Source organism: Hyunsoonleella aestuarii, assembly GCF_006148925.1.
Classification (GTDB): Bacteria; Bacteroidota; Bacteroidia; order Flavobacteriales; family Flavobacteriaceae; genus Algibacter_D; species Algibacter_D aestuarii.
Window position 1 is genome coordinate 1 of the sequence record NZ_VAWB01000001.1, and the last position, 21,630, is coordinate 21,630.

The window sequence follows — 21,630 nt, forward strand, 5'->3', positions numbered from 1 at the left end:
CCGTAGCTGGTATAAACAATATCGAAGGAGTCTTTTACATATTTTGAGGTATCTAACACATTACAACACAAAAAATCGGCATCTAAACCTAAATCGTCATTTAAATGCTTCGCAAGCTTAATACCTTGGTCACTCAAATCAATTCCTAAACATTTTGCTCCCATCCTACTCCAACTTAATGTATCCTGACCAAAATGACATTGCAAATGCAAAAGCGATTTTCCTCAACGAACCATGCACAACACTGTAGTTTTTAATCATTAACCGCCCTGAATAAAGGCTACATGATTTTAAACATAATGCTTGAAGTAATAAAATTATGGGTCGGTATTAAGACCCTTTGAAACAAAAAATAAAATAAAATCATATCACCGTTAAGCTAAATAAATCACTACTTTAACATTGTTTAGCATTTTTTACCAAAACTTTAAGACAATTTACCTTTAACTTAGGAGCATCTAAAATTTAAAATATTATGAAAAAATCAACATTTATTTCAACTTTCGTTTTCGCATTTATAATGCTTTTGAGTACTAACATCGATGCACAAAAGTTTAGTGGTTTAGATAAAAGCCCAATGGATGCAGCAATTTACAAAACATCAAGAAGTGCTCCTGCGATTGCAAAAATAGTATATAGTAGACCACAACTAAAAGGCCGAGCATTAAGTTCTTTAGCTCCTAACGGAAAAGTCTGGAGAACTGGAGCTAATGAAGCACCTTCAATTACGTTGTATAATGATGTAAAAATTGGTGGAAAATCTGTTTCGGCTGGAGAGTATTCTTTGTTTACTATTCCTGGTGAAAAAGAATGGACTATTATATTAAATAAAGATATTAATTTATGGGGAGCTTATTCCTATAACGAAGCAAATGATGTTATTCGAGTTACTGCTCCAGTAAGCACTGGCGACTCCCTTGAGGCGTTTTCGATAGCTTTTTCTGATGGCAATTTAAACTTTGGATGGGGAACAACACGAGTTTCTGTAACATTCAGTAAATAATTATAGAATCAAAAAGCCTTGAAAATTCAAGGCTTTTTTTATGGTATATTTAAATATTTATGTGTTTGTAGAGACACCTTCCATTTCGGGTTTGCCATGACATATTCTACTATATCTGGTACAACCTTATGACGTTTACTCCATTCTGGTTGTAAATATAGAATACAATTTTTATTTACCTGAGCTGCTTGCTCTTCAGCAAAGCGAAAATCATCCTTATTATAAACAATCACTTTTAGTTCATCTGCTCTTTCATAAACTTCTTGTGTTGGTAATTTCATTTTTTTTGGTGAAAGACATATCCAATCCCAATAACCAGTCAATTTATAGGCCCCAGAGGTTTCAATATGCACTTGCATCCCTTCAGCTTTTAATTGTGAAGTTAATGCCGTCATATCCCAAGTTAAGGGTTCACCTCCTGTTACTACTATGGTATCACTATACTTTTTAGCATTAGCTACAATTTTAGAAGTCTCAGTTGGTGGATGTATATTAGCATTCCAACTTTCTTTTACATCACACCAATGGCACCCAACATCGCAGCCTCCAATACGCACAAAATATGCGGCAGTGCCCTTATGATAACCTTCACCTTGGATAGTATAAAACTCTTCCATTAATGGCAACATTTCACCCTTATCGACCAATAATTGTAACTCTTTATTCATAGTGGGCAAAGATAACTCTTTGCTAGTTAATTGTTCAAAGTTTTGCATATCTTGTTCATTTGAATTCACCTAGAATGGTTATTTTTATCAAAATTTAGTTCCCATGAGTAAAACTGAAGAATTTTTTAATCATATAACCGAAGGCAACAAAACAAAGGGTGATTTTATCCCAATTGGTGCAGCTATGTTGGATGGTGAAACGGTTACTGGTGCACACATAAAAATCCCGCTTAAAACTATGAATCGTCATGGTTTAATAGCTGGCGCAACAGGTACCGGAAAAACAAAGTCATTACAAGTATTTGCCGAAAATTTAAGTGATAAGGGTATCCCAGTTTTATTAATGGATATTAAAGGTGATTTAAGTGGAATTGCTAAACCAAGTCCTGGTCATCCTAAAATTGACGAGCGCCATGAAAAAATAGGGTTGCCTTTTGAACCAAAAAATTTTCCAGTTGAGATTTTAACTTTATCAGAACAAGATGGTGTGCGATTACGAGCTACCGTCAGTGAATTCGGGCCTGTTTTATTATCTCGGATTTTAGATTTAACAGAAGCACAATCTGGTGTTATTGCCGTTTTATTTCAATATTGCGATGACAACAAACTACCAATACTTGATCTAAAAGATTTCAAGAAAATCCTTCATTATGCCACTAATGAAGGTAAACAGGAATTTACTGAAGCCTATGGTCGCATATCTACAGCTTCAACCGGTGCTATTCTGAGAAAAATTATTGAATTAGAACAACAAGGTGCCGATTTATTCTTTGGTGAAACTTCATTCGACACTCAAGATTTATTAAGAATTGATGAAGATGGCAGAGGATACATAAATATTATAAGACTTACCGATATTCAAGATAGACCAAAACTTTTTTCAACATTTATGTTAAGCCTTTTGGCTGAGATATATTCTACATTCCCAGAGCAAGGCGATAGCGACAGACCTGAACTTATTATGTTTATAGATGAAGCTCATTTAATTTTTAATGAAGCTTCCAAACCATTAATTAACCAGATTGAAAGTATTGTAAAATTAATTAGAAGTAAGGGAGTTGGTTTATATTTTGTAACACAAAACCCAACCGATGTTCCTGAGGCTGTTCTTGGCCAGTTAGGTTTGAAAGTGCAACATGCACTTAGAGCTTTTACAGCTAAAGACCGAAAAGCTATAAAACTTACTGCTCAAAACTACCCAGATTCAGACTATTATAATACAACAGATGTTCTTACCTCACTTGGTATTGGTGAAGCATTAGTTTCTGCTTTAGATGAAAAAGGAAGACCCACTCCCCTTGCAGCAACTATGATGCGTGCACCAATGAGCAGAATGGATGTTTTAACCGATTTAGAATTAGGCGAACTACTTTCAAAATCAAAACTAGTTAAGAAATACAACAGAACAGTTGATAGAGAAAGTGCCTACGAGATGCTTAATGAAAAAATTGAAAAAGCCGAAGCAGAAGAAGCCAAAGAACAAGCAAAAAAAGAACGAGAAGCTCTTAAAAAAGCTGAGTCTAAACATAAAACAACATCTACCCGAAGAAGAAGCAGTACACGCATGAATCCCATAGTTAAAGTTTTAACTAGTGCCACTTTTATTAGGAGTGTTTTTGGTATACTAACTAAGGTGATGAAAAAATAACACGAGAAAACTTAAAATAAATTTTAAATTATTTTCTATTAATGAACAGAACATTCCTAGCTCTAGTAGTATCTATCATCTTATTTGTAAGCTGTCAAAACGAAAAAGACCCTTTTATTATCAGTAAATATCATGTGGGTTTATTAACCGATTCAACTCAAGTTAAAGACTTAAAAGATATTTTTCCAAATGACTCAATTGCTAGATTTATCGCAGGTGATGAATTTGCTGGCGATATTAATAGCATCCAGATTTATGAAAAAAGTGGCATTAAGTTATTGACTCTATCACCTAGACAATCATTAGACTCTACCTCGGTTATTCAGAGTGTTCAAATTGTTGATTCTAGATATAAAACGGATAAAAACATTTCCGTTTTAAGCTCCTTTAAAGATATTACCTCAGCGTATAAAATTTCTAGAATTAATAATCTTATTAACTCTGTTGTTGTATTTGTGAACGATATAAATGCTTCATTTACTATTGATAAGAAAGAACTACCCGCAAACCTACGTTTTGATATGAATTTAACAATTGAAGAGACACATATCCCGGATGATGCAAAAATTAAATACTTTTTTATAAACTGGCACTAATCAAAACATATATTGAATCCTTTCTTATCTAAAATACTTATTGATGTAGCTCGTAAAAGACTACAAAAAAACCAAACTAACAAACCAGTTAGCAGAAAACAAGTTATTCCTCTAGCACAACGATTATATGTTGAATTAAGGCATACTGTTAGCGAATACTTCTTTATTGTCATTGGTGTGTTTTCAGCTGGTTTTGGACTGAAGGGATTTTTATTACCAAATAATTTCATTGATGGCGGCGCTACAGGAATTTCACTTTTATTAGAAAATATTACATCCTTAAAATTGGGTATTCTTCTAGTTTTGGTGAACATTCCTTTTATCATTTTAGCATCTCGAACTATAAGTTTAAAATTTGCCATAAGAAGTATTATGGCTATTACGTTTTTGGCTTTTGTAGTCCACTATGTTGACTACCCTAAGATTACCGAAGACAAATTGCTTATTGCTATTTTTGGTGGTTTCTTTTTAGGACTTGGCATAGGAATGTCCATGAGAGGGAGAAGCGTTATAGACGGTACAGAAGTATTAGCTATTTATTTAAGCAGAAAATTATCAGTTACAGTTGGGGATGTACTACTGATTATAAATATTGTTATTTTTTCCTTCGGTGCTTATGTTCTTTCTGTAGAAACGGCGCTTTATGCTATTTTAACATATCTCGCAGCAGCAAGAACAGTTGATTTTGTTGTGGAAGGTGTTGAAGAATATGTTGGGCTTACAATTATTTCTGACAAGCATGAAGAGATTAAAAGTATGCTAATTAAAAAATTAGGGCGTGCATGTACCATTTACAAAGGAAAAGGAGGATATGGCAAAGAGGGGGAAAGTGCTGAAAGGGACATTATTTATACAGTTGTGACCCGTTTAGAATTGCCAAGACTTAGAACTGAAATTGATAAAATAGATCGTAAAGTCTTTTTAATAATGGGTATTGTTAAAGACATAAAAGGAGGTATGATTAAGCGCAAACCGTTTAAAGATTAAAATGAAAAAATATAAAATTCAAGATAATCCTTTTGTAGTGCCAACTGCAGATGGTAAGGTAATAAAAGAGCATTTTGGATTAGCTAGCGATAAGAATTCCGAAATAAGTATCGCGCATATGAAAGCTCCTGCGGGATGGAGTGAACCTTTTCAAACTCCTGAATTTGACGAATATACTTTTATTATAAGAGGAAAAAAACAGTTCATAATTGAAAATGATATTGTGGTCTTAGAAGCAGGTCAATCTATAAAGATAGAGAGAAATACTAGGGTTCAATATTCAAATCCATTCACCGAAGTCTGCGAATATATTGCTATTTGCACACCTGCTTTTTCTATTAACTCAGTACATAGAGAAGGTTAATGAGCAAGTTAATTCCAAAAAGTATAGGTTTAGTTGTAAACCTTATTAGTCTTATTTCAGCTAAGCATGCTGCAACATTAGCAATGAAAATATTTTCAACACCCAGAAAAGGAAAGCTTGATGATGAAGCAGTAGATTATCTTAACACTGGATTTCAGGAGGAAATACCGTTTTTAGATTATACCTTAATGTCCTACAGATGGCCTGGAAAAAAGGAAACTATTTTATTAGTTCATGGATGGGAAAGTAATTCTTTTCGATGGAAAGATTTAGTAGAAATATTAAAAACCAAAGATTATAATATCGTAACTATTGATGGTCCCGCACACGGGCAATCTGGAAATAGCACTTTCAACACTTTAGAATATGCAGATTGCATTAACAAAGCGGCTGAAAAATTTAAAGCGAACATTATAATTGGGCACTCTGTTGGTGGTGTTGCCAGCGGGATTACTCAATTTAAATATCAGTTACCGTCTGTAAAAAAATTAGTTCTATTGGGTGCACCATCAAATTTTAAAGGTTTATTTGAAAGGTATATTGTAATGATGGGTTACAACGAAAAAATTGCTCAAGCTATGAATCAATATTGTCTTAAAACTTATGGTCATTTACCAAGTTATTATTGCATCGAAAACTTTTCAAAAAACATAGAAGCTCAAGTTTTAATAATTCACGATAGATTTGACAATATAATACCTTACTCTGATGCTTTAGAATTTAAAAAGCATTTAAAAAAATCTGAACTCATTAAAACGAAAGGACTTGGTCATAAACTTAAATGTGAAGATGTCTACGAGCATATTACAGACTTTTTAAGCACTTAATTTATTGTATTTTTGACATATGACAGAACTGAAACGCATCAACAAATTTTTAAGTGAAATTGGATATTGTTCACGTCGCGAAGCTGACAGGCTTATTGAAGCAGGCAGAGTTACCATTAATGGAGAAGTTCCAGAAATGGGAACGAAAATAGTTCCAGATGATGTAGTTGCTGTCGATGGAGACATTATAAAAAACAATAAGGAGTCTTTTATTTACCTTGCTTTTAACAAGCCAATTGGCATTGTATGCACTACAGACACAAGAGTTGAAAAAGATAATATTATCGATTTTATAAATTATCCTAAGCGCATTTTCCCAATTGGAAGATTAGATAAACCAAGTGAAGGTCTAATTCTTTTAACGGATGATGGTGATATTGTAAATAAAATTCTAAGGGCTAGTAACAATCATGAAAAGGAATACCTAGTAACAGTAGATAAACCTATCTCACAAACATTTATTAAAAGAATGTCCGACGGTATTCCTCTTAAAGATCTTGGAAAAACAACCAAGCCATGTATTGTTAAAAAAACAGGGAAGTTTCAATTCAAAATTATCCTCACTCAGGGACTTAACAGGCAAATTAGACGCATGTGCGACTATTTAAATTATGAAGTGCAAACACTTAAACGCATTCGTATAATGAATATCAATTTAGACGTTCCAGTTGGTGCTCATCGAGAACTAACAAGTTCTGAATTAAATGAACTTCATAATTTAATAGAAACCTCAACTAAAACCCATAAACCATTTACAAGAAAATTTAAATCAATTTAAAAAATGGAAAAGAACATTCAACCATTTCATTTGGCTATTCCTGTTAACAACCTAAAAGCATGTCGAAGTTTTTACAGAGACACGCTTGGATGTGAAGAAGGCAGAAGTAGCGACCACTGGGTTGATTTTAACTTTTTTGGACATCAACTTGTCATTCATTATCAGCCAAAAATCTCTGAAGAATCATTACACACCAATCCTGTTGATGGAAAAGATGTTCCCGTTCCACATTTCGGTGTGGTTTTAAGTTGGGAAGATTTTCATTCATTATCGGTACAATTGATAACCAAACAAATTGATTTTGTAATCGCACCCTACATCCGTTTTGAAGGATTAATTGGAGAACAGGCCACAATGTTTTTTTACGATCCTTCAGGTAATGCATTGGAGTTTAAAGCATTTAGAGATGCTTCACAATTGTTTGCCAAGTAAGTGTTAAGACTTGATTCTTTTTTCTAAATAAAAAGGCAAATAGATTAATAAAAAATATGGTATGATGATTATTTGGCCAACTAAGATATACCAAGGCCAATCTCCAAAAAAATCTAATAATGAAGTCGTTTCAGGTTTTGCATTTAAATAAAAATAGTTTGATTTAAACATAAAGTTAACCCCAATCATTATAATTAAATAAACCTGTAATGCCAAAAATGATTTTATCACACTTTTAAACGTTGGGCGCATATTAAATACAAATGTGGCATAAAAGACAATAATCAATAAGCCCAAATGAACAAACCAATATCTGTAATAGTCCAGCGAAAAAACATCGTTTACAACATCTGGCGTAATGACGGCTTGTAGCGTACCACCAACAATCCAAAATAATATAATTTCATAGATCCAGTACTTCCGATAATAGGTAAATATTGGTGCACAAAGAGCAAGTAAGCTACATAAATGAAAAGGTAAATCTACTGATAAATCGTAATCGTTAGAACTGATTTTGTAAGTATCGTTTATAATAACTAAAGCGCTTACAAAACACGCGAAAATATGAATAGCCTTGTGTTGTAGAATTTTGTTTGGCTTATTTCTAAAATAGGTTATGAATAGTATTGCAATTATGAAAGCAACTATAATTGGCAATATATGCTGAAGACTTCCTATGCTAACTTTAGCCAATAAAAAAATTGCATTACAAATAAAAAAATTCATGATGCAATTTAAGTAAATCTATTTTTAAGACTATGCGGTATGCCTTTCTCTAGCCAATAAAGTATTTTTAAGCAACATCGCAATCGTCATTGGCCCAACTCCTCCTGGTACTGGTGTAATATAACTTGCTTTTTTACTTACACTTTCAAAGTGCACATCTCCAGCAAGTCTATAACCATTTTTCTTAGTCTGGTCTGGAACACGTGTAATCCCAACATCAATAATAACGACATCTTCTTTAACCATATCACCTGTTAAAAACTCAGAAATTCCAATAGCAGCCACAATAATATCAGCACCTCGTGTAATTTCTTCTAAATTTTTAGAACGACTATGAACAACTGTGACCGTTGCATCTCCAGCTTTTCTTTTTTGACTCATTAAAATACTAATTGGACGGCCTACAATATGGCTTCTACCCATAACCACCACGTTCTTTCCAGAAGTTTCAATTTGATATCTTTCTAATAACTCCATGATTCCATATGGTGTAGCAGGTAAAAAGGTAGGTAAATCTAAAGCCATTCTTCCTACATTTGTTGGATGAAACCCATCTACATCTTTATCTGGATCTATGGCCATTAATACCTTTTGCTCATCTATTTGATCTGGTAAAGGCAATTGTACAATAAACCCATCAATATCATCATTAGTATTCAATTCATGGATATTCTCAAGTAATTCTTCTTCTGAAGTATATTCTGGTAATTCAATTAATGTAGACTTAAAACCAATACGTTCACATGCTTTTACTTTAGCATTCACATAAGTCATACTCGCTCCATCTGAACCTACTAAAATAGCTGCTAAATGAGGAACTTTCTCACCTTTGGAAAGTATTGCTTGAACATGTTCTGCAATTTCATTTTTTATATCGCCACTCGTTTTTTTTCCGTCTAAAATTGTCATTTGATACTTATTGGTTTAGAAATGCTTCGACTATACTCAGCATGACACTTTTAATTTTTTAACAAGATTAACGCATCCCTTTCATCATCTGCATCATCTTTCTGCCTCCTCCACCTTGCATCATCTTCATCATTTTACTCATTTGGTTAAATTGCTTTAAAAGCTGATTAACCTCTTGAACCGAAGTTCCAGACCCTTTAGCAACACGCTTTTTTCTACTAGCATTTAAAACTGAAGGATTAGACCTTTCTTTAGGCGTCATAGAATGAATAATTGCCTCAATTCCTTTAAAAGCATCATCATCAATATCTACATCTTTCATCATTTTTCCAGCACCAGGAATCATCCCAACAAGATCCTTCATGTTCCCCATTTTCTTTATCTGCTGGATTTGCTTTAAGAAATCATCGAACCCAAATTGATTCTTAGCAATCTTCTTCTGAAGTTTACGTGCTTCTTCTTCATCAAATTGTTCTTGAGCACGTTCAACCAGGGAAACAACATCTCCCATTCCAAGAATACGGTCTGCCATACGAGCGGGATAGAAAACATCGATGGCTTCCATTTTCTCACCAGTACCAATAAACTTAATAGGTTTATTAACCACCGATTTAATGGATATAGCAGCCCCACCTCTAGTATCACCATCTAATTTAGTAAGTATAACGCCATCAAAATTCAAGACATCGTTAAAAGCTTTAGCTGTATTTACCGCATCTTGACCTGTCATAGAATCTACAACAAACAGTGTTTCTTGTGGCTCTATTGCTTTATGAATATTCGATATTTCGGTCATCATAGCCTCATCTACAGCTAAACGACCCGCGGTATCTATAATTACAACATTAAATCCATTAGCTTTTGCATGTGCAACGGCTGCCTGAGAAATAGCTACTGGATTGTTATTTCCTCGATCACTAAAAACCTCAACGCCTATTTGTTCACCAACAACATGTAATTGATCTATTGCAGCAGGACGGTACACGTCACAAGCTACTAATAATGGTTTCTTTGTTTTCTTGTTCTTTAAATAATTTGCAAGTTTACCAGAAAAAGTCGTTTTCCCAGACCCTTGTAACCCAGACATTAAAATAACACTTGGAGAACCTGAAAGATTAATGCCTTCGGCATCACCTCCCATAAGTTGTGTTAATTCGTCTTTAACAATCTTAACCATTAATTGCCCAGGTTGTAATGTTGTTAAAACATTTTGACCTAAAGCTTTTTCCTTAACCCTATTGGTAAATTCTTTTGCTATTTTAAAATTAACATCGGCATCTAGTAAAGCACGACGGACTTCTTTTAAGGTTTCGGCTACATTTACCTCTGTAATACTGCCATGTCCTTTAAGTACGTGTAAGGCCTTATCTAATTTATCACTTAAATTATTAAACATAATTTTTCATTGAAATTTTAAGAAGTGCAAATTTAATGATTTGGAAGCTATTATAGAAGTCTCACTGACTAAAAAAACATAAATAAAAAGGCTGTCAAATATAAATTGACAGCCTTTTAAAAGGAAACATTAACTAACCAACCAAAAATCTTATTTCCTTTTCAATATATAGACTATTTTATTATAATTTCTCAAAGGTTAGATAATCTGTACCTCCATTACCCCCGCTAATATCAATAAGCTCAATTTTATTTGAAGAATACAAGATAATATCCCAATCGTCGCTTAATTCTTGGAAATTAGATGGAGCCGAAAAAGTTATATTAAAATCAATGTCATCACTACTATCATCGTTACTATTACTATCCGTAACAGACCAATCACCCTCTATAGTTACAGAGCTATTTATGGCAATTAGTTTTCCATCACTATTAAATGTAAAACTATACCCGCTAAAATTACTCGTCTCCTCTTTGTCTGTATCAAAAAAATACGTTAATGACCATGAACCTGATGTAACTGTATTTTTAATATTTTGAATTTCCAAAGAATTATCCGATTGATTCGTACTGTCATCTGACGAGCAACTAAGCGATAGTAACATTAGAAATGAAACTAATAATAAGCTGAATTTAATATTCTTTTTCATTGTTATATAATTATTATTTAAATACTATGTTTTTTTCTCAAGCACTAATATATCTTGAGAACCATCTCCTCCGCTAATATCTAGAAGTTCTATTCGTGTTTCTGTAATTTCAACGATTTTCCATCTATCATTAAACTCATCAAATGGAACTTCAAGTCCAAAATTAAGTGCTAATTTCAAGTATCCATCATCTCTCAAAACTAACCATGAACCATCAATAATTCCATTATTTGGATCGGTTACCTTTATCCATCCATTCTCGAGAAAACTAATGGCATACATGAAAAACTCGTCAGTTTTATCAACATTATCCTCTTTATAAAGTGCTACTTCCCATTCTCCACTTATAAGTACGTTCCCAACATAGTTTAGATCCTCATCACCATCAGGGCAATGTCTTTTCAATACCATTTTATTATCTCTATTTCCTAAAGACTCTAATTTAATTAAACCAGGTTCTAAGAATGTAACAAACCATTCTAACTGTAAATTAGGTCTGCCTTCTAAGTTAATTTGCAATACAAAACCAGCAGTATTATAGGCTAATATATCATAAGTACCTGCTATAAACTCACCATTTACGCGAATCTTAACTACGTTATTTTCAAAGAATTTTAATGGTGTACCTATATAGTCTTTTTCATTATCATTTTCATTAACAGTTAAACGTGTAACTCTCCAAAAACACTCTTTTAAATAATTTTCAATTCTCTCTTTTGTAATATCAACAATATCACAGTTTTTCTTCAAGATAATTTTATTACCACCTTCCTGGTATAATTTAATTTTACCGGGTTCAAGGTCGTATACAAACCACTCTAATGTGAAGTCAACTAGAGTTTCAAATTCCAATTTAATTAAAGCTCCTCTATCAGTAACTCTTGTTGTCCAAGTTCCAGTAAGTATATCTCCATTTCTTTTACGAACTTTCACTACGTTATCTTCTTGGAAAGTCATTACATACTCTACATAAACTTCTCTAAGATTATCTTGATTTCTTTCGAACTCATATACAACCCAAGGACAAGATTTCAATAAATTATCTAAACGCTCTTTTGTGAAATCGTCGTCTCCATAATCGTTATCATCATCTTCGTCGCAAGCGTCTTTTGCCTCTTCAATTATTCTTTCTAATTGAATATTGTCTGCAGCAGTTAATTCTGTACCATCAGCTAAAATCATAGTTACTGGAAAGTTAAGACTAGCTAAAACTTCTGCATCTATAACACGTTTTATGAAACCGTGTAATTCTCTATCGTTTTCAACAGTAATAACATCAATAACCTGGAAGTTAGGATTATAAACAGTAAACGAAATTGGGAATTTAAAATCGATACATTCTATATCGTCATCTTCTTCGTTTTCTCCTCTACACTTGGAAACAAATTCTTCCAATTCTGCTGCACTGTTAATTGAGATTTCATCATGATCTTCGTTTGTAATTACTATAGGAAATAAAATATCCAAACGATCTTCATCATCTTCAAACTCATTATATATAGCCTCGATTGTTTTATAGTCTTCTTCAGAATCTATAATAATCTCAAGACCATTAACCACAACAGTTACTGGTAAGTTTACAGATAAGCAGTTTGCTTTATCTATAATATTGTCTTTAGAACCGTCAAATTTAGCAGTAGCACTTACGATTGCTGTTAAGTTGGAGTCTGCAACAAGTGCTTCTGCTTCATTTGGTTCTGTAATTTCTGTTACCTCGTCTTGACACGACGTAAACATTAAAAGGGCGAAAAAAGGTAAAATAAGTAGGGTTTTCATTAAAGATTTCATAATAATTGAATTTGGGTTAAACATAGCTTTTATTGATAAAACATGATAACTTCAAAAATTCCTACCCCTCTTCTTAAAAAAAAATCAAAAAAATTAAAATTCTGAGTTTCAAAAAACCTTATTTTAGTGGCTCCAACTACCACTAACTATGAGTAAACAACTGCATGATAATATTTGTGAGGAACATTTGTTTTCGTCTATTTTTAATAAATATTCCAAAGACCTAAATAACTTCCTATATTATAAGTTTGGTGATCTCTTAAATCCTAAAGATAAAGTACAAGAAGCTTTTATTAAACTTTGGCAGAATTGTGCTAAAATTTCTCCAGATAAGGCCAAGAGTTTTGTGTTTACTACTGCAAATAATTTAATGTTAAATGAAGTAGCTCACCAAAAAGTGGTTTTAAAACACCAACAAACAAAACCCAAAATGCATACTAATGAGAGTCCTGAATTTTTAATGCAGGAAAATGAGTATATGGAAAAATTACAAAACGCACTTGCTAATTTAACCAAACCCCAACGTGAAGCGTTTTTAATGAACAGAGTAGAAGGTAAACGTTTTAAAGAAATAGCTGAGATTTTAGATATCTCCACTAAAGCTGTTGAAAAACGAATTTATGGAGCCCTAAAAAAATTGAGATTAGAAATTAAAGAGCTGTAGCTTGTTGTTGGTTGTTGGTTGTTGGTTATTTGTTGTTTGTTGTTTGTTGTTTGTTGTTTGTTGTTTGTTGTTTAGTAACTACATTTTTATACAGAATACTAAAATTTAAGTTTTTGAAATAAAAATTAATTACTAGGGTAGGAAAAAATAAAAGTAACTTGTTATATAGTTGAATACGAAATGATGAATAGAGAAACTTTAATATCGAAATGGTTAGATAACAATCTAAATGATCAAGAGCTTCAAGCCTTTAAAAACCTTGAAGATTATGATGATTTAGTTAAGTTAAATGACTCTTTACAAGCTTTTAAGGTTGATGAATACAACACTAAACAAGAACTTGAAAGTGTTTTATCTGCAATTAAAAATCCTGCTATTCAACCTAATAAAAACGGAAATAACTGGTTAAAACCATTTATGCGTATTGCAGCGATACTTGCTGTTTGCTTTAGTTTATACTATTATACAACTACATTAGACACAACCATTTCGACAGAATTTGCTCAAAAAACGACTATAGAATTACCCGATGCCTCAAGTGTATCACTTAATGCAAAATCTACTTTAGCTTTTAATAAAAAAGATTGGAAACAAGAACGCGAAGTAGAGCTTAATGGTGAAGCATTTTTTAAAGTTGCCAAAGGGTCATCGTTTAAAGTTAATACAAAATCAGGAACCGTAACGGTTTATGGTACTCAATTTAATGTAAAACAACGGGACTATTATTTTGAGGTTATTTGCTACGAAGGTTTAGTTGGGGTTACCCATAATTCTCATGAAACGAAATTAAAACCTGGCGACAGTTTTTTAATTATAGATGGGAAAATTATTGCTAAAGAAAAAGAAAACCGCTCAACACCTTCGTGGTTAAATAACGAAAGCCAGTTTAAAAGTATGCCGTTTAAAACGGTAATTGCAGAATTTGAAAGACAATATCACGTAGACTTTTCACTAATAAATGTGGATAGCACCCAATTATTTACAGGTAGTTTTGCTCACGACAACCTAGAAATGGCATTAAAAAACATTACATTACCTTTACAATTAACTTATACCAAAGAAAATAATACTATAATCTTAAAGCGTGAGTAGTAAAGGACTCCATTATCTTTTTTATTTCTTATTTTTTTTGAACTTTACCTACCTAAATGCTCAAGACGTTCAAAAAGAAAAGCAAGACCTTGCTTCAATTTTAACTGTTTTAGAGGATTTATACGAAGTCCGATTTTCCTATGCTGATGAAGTAGTTAAAACTATTAAACTAAAGCTTCCTGAAAGGGATTTAACACTTACGGATATCTTAAATTTTATAAGTGCTGAGACAAATTTAAACTTCCAATTACTCGATAATCGTTTTATTGTTATTACAGAGAAGAATTCCGATTCTACAAATAATGATTTTGACACGCAACGTTTAGAAGAAGTCGTTGTTGTAAATTATTTAACTACTGGTCTTAATCAGCTAAACGATGGTACCACAAGAATAAAGCCTGAAACCTTTGGAATACTTCCAGGTTTGATAGAACCTGATGTTTTACAAACCATTCAAGCACTACCTGGAATATTAAGTATAGATGAAACGGTGTCTAACATTAATGTTCGTGGTGGTACACATGATCAAAACTTAATTTTGTGGGATGGCATAAAAATGTATCAATCTGGGCACTTCTTCGGACTTATTTCAGCCTTCAACCCTTATACAACCACATCGGTTAACGTTTCTAAAAATGGAACCAGTGCAAAATATGGAGAAGGGTTATCAAGCGTTATAGATATGCGTCTGTCTAATACCATCGGCAATGAATTCAAAGCTGGTGGCGGATTCAACTTGATAAACGGAGATGTTTATGCTAAAATACCAACTTCAAAAAATACCGAAATTCAGCTTTCTGCAAGACGGTCGTTAACCGATTTGATACTTACACCAACTTACGATCAATATTTTAAACGAGTTTTTGAAGATTCCGATTTTAATCAAAAAAGTGAAACAACCATTACTAATAATGAGAAGTTCTCTTTTTATGATTTCACAGTGAAATTCCTTTATGATATTACATCAAAAGACAGACTGCAACTCAACTTTTTAAGCGTTAATAACAGTCTTGATTATGAAGAACGTTCAACGATTAACGACCGAAGTGAAGCTCTTAACAGCAGTCTTCTACAAGAAAACCTAGCAACTGGACTTACATATATTAGGGATTGGAGTGATAAACTACAAACTACAGTATTATTGTATTTATCTAATTATGATTTAGACGCTACAAATTTCGACATTATTAATGACCAGCGCTTAATTCAAGAAAATGAAGTCTATGATGGTTCTTTGCGCTTAGATATCAATTATAGTTTGAATCAAAATCTTAAAATAAATACTGGGTATCAATTCACCGAAGTTGGTATTAGCAATTTAGAAGATGTTAATAATCCTGAATTTAGAAGCTATATAAAAGAAGTAGTGAGAAGCAATTCCGGATATGTAGAAAGTGATTTTTTATCTAATAATGGTAATACAAGATTAAAACTAGGAACCCGGATAAACTACTTTGATAAGTTCAATAAAATACTAGTCGAACCAAGACTTAGTTTTAGTCAACGTTTTTTAAATAATTTTAGATTTGAAGTACTTGGTGAATTTAAAAGTCAAACCACATCACAAATCATCGATTTGCAAAACGATTTCTTAGGTATAGAAAAGCGAAGATGGGTTTTATCCAACGACTCCAATGTCCCTGTTTTAAAAAGCAAACAAGCTTCGGTTGGGCTACATTACAATAAAAATAAATTTCTGTTAAGCGCAGAAGGATACATTAAAAAAGTAGATGGTATTACGAGTAGAAGTCAGGGTTTTCAAAATCAATTTCAATTTGTAAACGATATCGGAAGTTATGAGATTAAAGGTGTTGATGTTTTAATAAATAAACAATTTCAAAACTTATTTAGCACTTGGCTAAGTTATTCTTTTAGTAAAAATGATTACACATTTAATAATTTAAACAGTGGTATTTCATTTCCTAATAATGCAAACATTACTCATGCTATAAGTTTTGGAGGCGTATATACGCAAAACAAATTAAAGCTCGCCATTGGGTTTAATTGGCATTCTGGAAGACCTTTTACAGATTATATTGATGTAAATGATTCGGCCGCCGCCAGAGAAATTAATTACGAATCACCAAATAGTAGTAATTTGGGCGATTATATGAGAGCCGATTGCTCTGCAACTTATGCGTTTAATATTAGTGATGGCCTTCAAGCTCATCTTGGTGCTTCAGTTTGGAATGTCTTAGATAAAAAGAATGTCATCAATATTTACCATACGCTAGATGACGACAACAATATAAATACCATTGAAAACCAATCACTTGGTATTACTCCCAACCTAAGTTTTAGAATTGATTTTTAGTTTTTTATCTTTGTATCGTGCTCTTAGATAAAAACATACATCAATCATCATTCATAATTTTGCTGTTAGCAATTTTGTTTTCTAGTTATGGTTTTAATACAAAACAACCAAAATGTGAACCTTTACAAATAGAGCTAGCATTAGACAAACCAAGCTCATTCAAACAAATTATTAGTTATAAAGCTGCTTTGTTTAATAACTTGAATAAGGTCTTTTTAGAAAAGTATCTGATTTTTGATTTCAAATGCTTAATCGCTTCATGTAATTTCAATATACTTATAAAATTAAACAGTTTACACGTTTCCGATTTACAGCTAGTAAATTTTAATTCAATTCTTGAGCAAAATCTTATTGCTCAGCAACATAGTAGCAACTTACCAGACAACTTCATAAAGTAATACCCTGTCCTTTAACTATTGCCATATTGGCAATATCCATGTTTAGTTTACCAATTGCACATCTAACTATTGATGTCCCAATTATTATTTATATGAAGATTAAAAAACTTTTAAGGCTAATAGCTTTAATACTTATGATTGCTTTAGCATCTATTTTACCGGTACCAATAACCTTTTACAGGAAAGACAATACTCCAAAATTCAAAATTGAACAGCTTGATAAAAAAGAAAATGATATTGAGAAAGATGATCTCAAAGAACTTTTCTAAAATTAGAATTAAAAAGAATCCAAAACGTATTAAGCCAACTTCAAAATCAAGTTTGGGTCTGGGCAATTTTTTAAATAAAAATCTAAATCATTTTTACTACAAACACCTGGGTAGTCGCCAGTATAACTTTCAATATCTTTTATAATTTGAAAATGTAAATGTGGTGGGTAATCACCATTAACATCACTATCCCCTAACCTTGCAATACAATCTCCTTTTTTAAAAAACTGTCCAACTTTCAAATTCAAAATAGAATCCATACTCAAATGTCCATAAAGCGTATAAAATAGAACATCCTTTATAACGTGTTTCAAAATAATCGTTGGTCCGTAATCACCATGATTTTTATTGTTTTTAAAACTATGTACCCGTGCATCAATTGGTGCATAAATTGGCGTATTTGTTCCGCACCACAAGTCTATCCCTAAATGTACATTACGTTCGGTTTCTTGATTTATGTTAAAGTGATTACTACGTTGGTATATAGATCGAATTTCATTGTAACCACCAAAAGCGACTAGTGCATGATGTAATTTTATATGAGAATTAACAAATCTAGATAGTGACTCAGAAGAAGAAGCATCAATTTTTTCAAGATTTGAATTATCGTAAGATAAGTCTAAATATATATATTTTGAATTTGGAATGGAAGTGTCTAAAACACGAAGAGGTGTTGAAGAAATTCTGGAAAGAAATTTTGCAAAGTCGTTTGAGTCCATACTAAGTATTTCCTCAAAACTAAGAAATCTATTGCATAACTACATTGCTGTACTTTGCATTTACTACTATCGTCTTACCGGAATCTAAACTCCCTGAAGAAAAAGAAGATGTGTTTTCTTTTGTTAATTTTTGTGGATGTGAAAAACGCGTTCGATCACCTTTATACTGCAAGTTGTATTTCACCTTAGGCAATGTAATAACAGCATCAGTATTTTGAAGAATAACATTTAGGTTTGTGAAAGCATCATCTATTTTATAAATTTTCAAATCTCCTATACTGCCATCAATAATTGCATTTCCTAATAGATTTTCAATTTCAACGTTTGATGAGTTTGCTGTTAACACCATTTGCTTTACGTTATTTAACTGGGCATCTCTAACGTGATTGAGATTTAGCTCTCCAATATTCCATTGCACAACTTTAATTGGTGAATATGAAGCATTAATGGAAGTTAAACTTCCATTAATGCTATGAGCTGTAAATTTTGTGTGCGATAAATCTGCTTTTAAATTATCGATGTTCGCTGCAAACTTTAGTTCACCATGTCTAACATTTACCTTAAGTTTAGCATCTTTAGGCATTTTTATTTTAATCGTCTTTTTGACTTTAGAGTTATTTTTATGGTTTACTAACTTTTCAATTTTGTCTCTTCGTTTTTCGGTCAATTTTTGTCTTTCGGCATGCATTTTTTCCCTTTCATGAGCTAGCTTCTCTCTAACTTTAGCCCGCTCTTCTTGAATTTTTGCTTGACGCTGCGCTTGTACTTCTGTTCTTTCGGCGTGACGTTCCATCTGTTCGGCAAAACGTTCGCCCCAAGCCTCCATTTTTGCACCGTACTTTTCACCAAACTTTTCGCCCCATTCTTCCATCTCTTTACCATATTTCTCACCCCATTGTTCTCCAAATTTTTCACCCCAAGCTTCCATTTTTTCAGCAAATTCTTTTCCGAATTTGGACTCGAATTGCTTTGTGTATTCTTTTAAATACTTGTCACCATCTTTCTCATACGCTTTATAATCGAAATGGATTTTATTTAACCCTTCTGGCAACTCTGGTAACTCAGGCATTTCTGGCATCTCAGGCATTTCTGGCATTTCTGGCATTTCTGACATTTCGAAATTGGAATCAAAATTAAAGTCGAAATTCATTTCAGGCATATCGGCCAATTCAAATTTTAATTCTTCTAAAACCGCTTTCACTGCATCACCATCAAAATCTCCATGATAAGCCCAAGTAGTATATCCTCTGCCTTTAGTTTTAATAGTGACATTATCCGAGTCGGCATCAACATCAACATCCCAGTTTTTTAACGCTTCTTGTAATTCTTCCTTGCTTAATCCTTCTCCTTCTATATAAGCCTCAATCTCAATGGTATTTTTGTTCCAAGTGTCAAATTCAATATTACAGTGGCTTGTATTCAAATCTATAATCACATCTTTGTTTACCTTAATAGATTCTGATAATTTGGTTAATTTTTCTTGACCAATTAAGCTTCCTGTTATTAGAAAACATAAGGTCAGTAGTTTCGATTTTATAATTGTCTTGTTCATTTTTTGATTTTTAGATTGATTGTGATACATCAGATATAGTATCTTCAGTATCTAGTTCTTTTAATTGCTCACGCAAACGATACAATAGGTTTAAGCGAAACTTTAAATTATCAATTAAGGCGTTCACCGTTAATTCGCTTGGACCAGATTCTGTTAATTCCAAAGACAAGTTTTCGTATTCTTTGTTCAATTCACTTAACTGCAACAAATAGCCATCATACAAATCCTTAGTCTCTGAAGTTGGCTTCATTTTAGAAAGCTCTAAATTGATAGTTGCCAAATAATAATCTTCTACTTTTTTAAGTCCAGGAGATACATCACCTAACGTTTTTGTTTTAACAACCTCTGTGGTTGCTATCTTAGGTGTATCAACTATTTCTGGTTGAAAATAGGTATATGCACCAAAACTGATTCCCAAGAGTATAATGACGCTTGCCGCTATATTGAGCCAATAAAATTTAGGCTTGGGTTTTGATGGCAATGCAGCATCTAGTTTAATAAGGAATCTTTCCTCATGGTTTTTAGGCATTTTCTCATCACTCGAGATTTCTTTTTTAAACATATCTCTAATATCCTGTGCCATTTGTCTTTGGTATTAATTGTTCTTTAAGTTTCGCTTTACCTCTAGATAATTGAGTTCTCGATGCCACCTCTGAAATCCCCAAAATTTCCGAAATCTCTTGATGATCGTATCCTTCAATTAAATAAAGCATCACTACGTATTGATACTTTTCTGGTAAATTATGTATCGCCACTTTAACTTCTTTTAATGTAATAGCGTCTTCTACTAACCATTTGTCGTCATCTGCAGTATCAATTACTTTAAGGTGCACCTCATCTAACTCAACTAAACGTTGCTTTTTAGATTTTAAATAGTCGATACTTTTATTAACAACAATACGTTTTAACCATGCCCCAAAAGTTACTTTTGCTTTATATTGATCAAGTTTTGTGAAAGCTTTAATAAAAGATTCTTGAACAACATCTTCAGCATCGGCAGCATCTTTCAAAAAACGTTTAGCAACAATATACATTCCATCGCAGTACTGGTTGTATAACTGCATTTGTGCCTTACGATTGTTTTGTTTACATTTTTCTATAATGTCAACTTGAAACATGCGAATAATTACTTTTGGTTTAAGTTAGTTCGTTTTAAAGACGACAAAAAAAACAGAGTGTTGCAAAAAGGAGTCTTTTTTTTCTATCTATAACAAAACTAAATAAATATACGTTTGCATTTTATTAATTGATTGTATTTAAATTATATTTATACTTATAAAATTTTGATTGTATGAACACCTTCTTAAAACGTATTATAGTCTTATTATTTTTTGTTGCAATTGGTGTTTTTACTTACTCCTATTTTAATGATGGTCTTCAAAAACCTAAGAGTCCTAAAAAGACTGTGAGCTTTAAAGTTGATGATTTAAAACTAGAGGTTTTCTACAATCGACCTTCAAAACGAAACCGTCAGATTTTTGGTGCTCTGGTGCCTTACGACAAGGTTTGGCGCACGGGAGCAAATGAAGCCACGACATTCGAAACAAACAAAGCTTTAAAAATTGGTAATGATTCACTTCAAGCAGGTAAATACACGCTTTGGACAATTCCTAATGATACAGTATGGCATGTTATTTTTAACAAAAAACAATATGAATGGGGTGTTAACAATGAAACATTAGAACCTATGCGCGAACCTGCTTTTGATGCCATAAATATTACTGTTCCTGTGCATAAAATTAATGGTATTGTGGAGCAATTTACAATTGCTTTCGATAATTCCACCGATAATCTCGTTCTAACAATGGCTTGGGACGATGTAAAAATTGAAGTACCCCTAAAGTAATATAT

At 32.5% G+C, this 21,630-nt stretch carries 23 protein-coding genes and 1 pseudogene; 13 read left to right on the forward strand and 11 right to left on the reverse strand.

The genetic code is table 11. The features are described from left to right. Window positions 1-224 (reverse strand): annotated as a pseudogene (locus tag FEF17_RS00005) (class I SAM-dependent methyltransferase); the annotation flags it as partial. Between the two features lie 251 nt (window positions 225-475). Between FEF17_RS00005 and FEF17_RS00010 the strand changes: the two are divergent. Next, a complete protein-coding gene (locus FEF17_RS00010) occupies window positions 476-1,003 on the forward strand; it encodes a DUF2911 domain-containing protein (protein WP_139000324.1) in 528 nt (175 codons plus the stop codon). Between the two features lie 38 nt (window positions 1,004-1,041). On the opposite strand, the gene FEF17_RS00015 is transcribed toward FEF17_RS00010, so the two are convergent. Next, on the reverse strand, window positions 1,042-1,671 hold the full coding sequence (locus tag FEF17_RS00015; protein WP_139002098.1) for a 7-carboxy-7-deazaguanine synthase QueE: 630 nt from the start codon (window positions 1,669-1,671) through the stop codon (window positions 1,042-1,044). Window positions 1,672-1,774: 103 nt separating this feature from the next. Here FEF17_RS00015 and FEF17_RS00020 point away from each other — a divergent pair, with 103 nt between their 5' ends. The 7 genes from FEF17_RS00020 to FEF17_RS00050 are packed head-to-tail and all read left to right on the forward strand — an operon-like array spanning window position 1,775 to window position 7,303. After that, window positions 1,775-3,319, forward strand: coding sequence for a helicase HerA-like domain-containing protein (locus tag FEF17_RS00020; RefSeq protein ID WP_139000325.1), 1,545 nt, complete (start codon window positions 1,775-1,777; stop codon window positions 3,317-3,319). 41 nt (window positions 3,320-3,360) lie between these two features. Beyond that, entirely contained in the window at window positions 3,361-3,915 is a 555-nt protein-coding gene (locus FEF17_RS00025; protein ID WP_139000326.1) for a hypothetical protein, read from the forward strand. Between the two features lie 12 nt (window positions 3,916-3,927). Next, complete coding sequence (locus tag FEF17_RS00030; protein ID WP_139000327.1) at window positions 3,928-4,902, forward strand: YitT family protein; 975 nt, start codon at window positions 3,928-3,930, stop codon at window positions 4,900-4,902. Between the two features lies 1 nt (window position 4,903). Beyond that, entirely contained in the window at window positions 4,904-5,266 is a 363-nt protein-coding gene (locus FEF17_RS00035) for a cupin domain-containing protein (RefSeq protein WP_139000328.1), read from the forward strand. Next, a complete protein-coding gene (locus FEF17_RS00040; RefSeq protein WP_139000329.1) occupies window positions 5,266-6,093 on the forward strand; it encodes an alpha/beta fold hydrolase in 828 nt (275 codons plus the stop codon). Before FEF17_RS00035 ends, FEF17_RS00040 begins: the two co-directional genes overlap by 1 nt. A gap of 19 nt (window positions 6,094-6,112) precedes the next feature. Further along, entirely contained in the window at window positions 6,113-6,871 is a 759-nt protein-coding gene (gene rluF, locus FEF17_RS00045; RefSeq protein ID WP_139000330.1) for a 23S rRNA pseudouridine(2604) synthase RluF, read from the forward strand. Between the two features lie 3 nt (window positions 6,872-6,874). Then, a complete protein-coding gene (locus FEF17_RS00050) occupies window positions 6,875-7,303 on the forward strand; it encodes a VOC family protein (RefSeq protein WP_139000331.1) in 429 nt (142 codons plus the stop codon). Window positions 7,304-7,306: 3 nt separating this feature from the next. Here FEF17_RS00050 and FEF17_RS00055 read toward each other — a convergent pair whose 3' ends face one another. The 5 genes from FEF17_RS00055 to FEF17_RS00075 all read right to left on the reverse strand — a co-directional run bounded on the left by FEF17_RS00055 (window position 7,307) and on the right by FEF17_RS00075 (window position 12,771). Further along, window positions 7,307-8,029 carry a YwaF family protein gene (locus FEF17_RS00055; RefSeq protein WP_139000332.1) on the reverse strand — a complete coding sequence of 241 codons (723 nt, stop codon included), beginning with the start codon at window positions 8,027-8,029 and terminating at the stop codon, window positions 7,307-7,309. Between the two features lie 30 nt (window positions 8,030-8,059). Beyond that, a complete protein-coding gene (gene folD, locus FEF17_RS00060; RefSeq protein ID WP_139000333.1) occupies window positions 8,060-8,938 on the reverse strand; it encodes a bifunctional methylenetetrahydrofolate dehydrogenase/methenyltetrahydrofolate cyclohydrolase FolD in 879 nt (292 codons plus the stop codon). 67 nt (window positions 8,939-9,005) lie between these two features. Further along, window positions 9,006-10,334 carry a signal recognition particle protein gene (gene ffh / locus FEF17_RS00065; protein WP_139000334.1) on the reverse strand — a complete coding sequence of 443 codons (1,329 nt, stop codon included), beginning with the start codon at window positions 10,332-10,334 and terminating at the stop codon, window positions 9,006-9,008. Between the two features lie 181 nt (window positions 10,335-10,515). Next, on the reverse strand, window positions 10,516-10,983 hold the full coding sequence (locus FEF17_RS00070; protein WP_139000335.1) for a hypothetical protein: 468 nt from the start codon (window positions 10,981-10,983) through the stop codon (window positions 10,516-10,518). 24 nt (window positions 10,984-11,007) lie between these two features. Then, on the reverse strand, window positions 11,008-12,771 hold the full coding sequence (locus tag FEF17_RS00075) for a hypothetical protein (protein WP_139000336.1): 1,764 nt from the start codon (window positions 12,769-12,771) through the stop codon (window positions 11,008-11,010). Between the two features lie 148 nt (window positions 12,772-12,919). Here FEF17_RS00075 and FEF17_RS00080 point away from each other — a divergent pair, with 148 nt between their 5' ends. The 4 genes from FEF17_RS00080 to FEF17_RS00095 all read left to right on the forward strand — a co-directional run bounded on the left by FEF17_RS00080 (window position 12,920) and on the right by FEF17_RS00095 (window position 17,508). Then, window positions 12,920-13,435: an RNA polymerase sigma factor gene (locus tag FEF17_RS00080; protein WP_139000337.1), complete on the forward strand. Its 516-nt coding sequence runs from the start codon at window positions 12,920-12,922 to the stop codon at window positions 13,433-13,435. A 180-nt stretch (window positions 13,436-13,615) separates the two neighbouring features. Next, window positions 13,616-14,527 (forward strand): FecR family protein, encoded by a 912-nt coding sequence (locus FEF17_RS00085; RefSeq protein ID WP_246046762.1) that lies wholly within the window; start codon window positions 13,616-13,618, stop codon window positions 14,525-14,527. Window positions 14,528-14,564: 37 nt separating this feature from the next. Beyond that, the gene (locus FEF17_RS00090; RefSeq protein ID WP_139000338.1) at window positions 14,565-16,841 is read left to right on the forward strand and encodes a TonB-dependent receptor plug domain-containing protein; all 2,277 of its coding nucleotides are present in this window, start codon (window positions 14,565-14,567) and stop codon (window positions 16,839-16,841) included. Between the two features lie 424 nt (window positions 16,842-17,265). Beyond that, window positions 17,266-17,508 carry a hypothetical protein gene (locus tag FEF17_RS00095; RefSeq protein WP_170180948.1) on the forward strand — a complete coding sequence of 81 codons (243 nt, stop codon included), beginning with the start codon at window positions 17,266-17,268 and terminating at the stop codon, window positions 17,506-17,508. A gap of 29 nt (window positions 17,509-17,537) precedes the next feature. Here FEF17_RS00095 and FEF17_RS00100 read toward each other — a convergent pair whose 3' ends face one another. Genes FEF17_RS00100 through FEF17_RS00115 form a run of 4 tightly spaced genes read right to left on the reverse strand, consistent with a single transcriptional unit; the run spans window position 17,538 to window position 20,897 of the window. After that, the gene (locus tag FEF17_RS00100) at window positions 17,538-18,227 is read right to left on the reverse strand and encodes a peptidoglycan DD-metalloendopeptidase family protein (RefSeq protein ID WP_139000340.1); all 690 of its coding nucleotides are present in this window, start codon (window positions 18,225-18,227) and stop codon (window positions 17,538-17,540) included. Between the two features lie 28 nt (window positions 18,228-18,255). Next, window positions 18,256-19,779 carry a DUF4097 family beta strand repeat-containing protein gene (locus tag FEF17_RS00105; protein ID WP_139000341.1) on the reverse strand — a complete coding sequence of 508 codons (1,524 nt, stop codon included), beginning with the start codon at window positions 19,777-19,779 and terminating at the stop codon, window positions 18,256-18,258. Between the two features lie 10 nt (window positions 19,780-19,789). Further along, window positions 19,790-20,362, reverse strand: a complete 573-nt coding sequence (locus FEF17_RS00110) for a hypothetical protein (protein ID WP_139000342.1) — start codon at window positions 20,360-20,362, stop codon at window positions 19,790-19,792. Further along, on the reverse strand, window positions 20,346-20,897 hold the full coding sequence (locus tag FEF17_RS00115; RefSeq protein WP_139000343.1) for an RNA polymerase sigma factor: 552 nt from the start codon (window positions 20,895-20,897) through the stop codon (window positions 20,346-20,348). The genes FEF17_RS00110 and FEF17_RS00115 overlap by 17 nt, the downstream gene beginning before the upstream one ends. A gap of 173 nt (window positions 20,898-21,070) precedes the next feature. Between FEF17_RS00115 and FEF17_RS00120 the strand changes: the two genes are divergently transcribed. After that, window positions 21,071-21,625 (forward strand): DUF2911 domain-containing protein, encoded by a 555-nt coding sequence (locus FEF17_RS00120; RefSeq protein ID WP_139000344.1) that lies wholly within the window; start codon window positions 21,071-21,073, stop codon window positions 21,623-21,625. The last annotated feature ends 5 nt before the right edge of the window (window positions 21,626-21,630 follow it).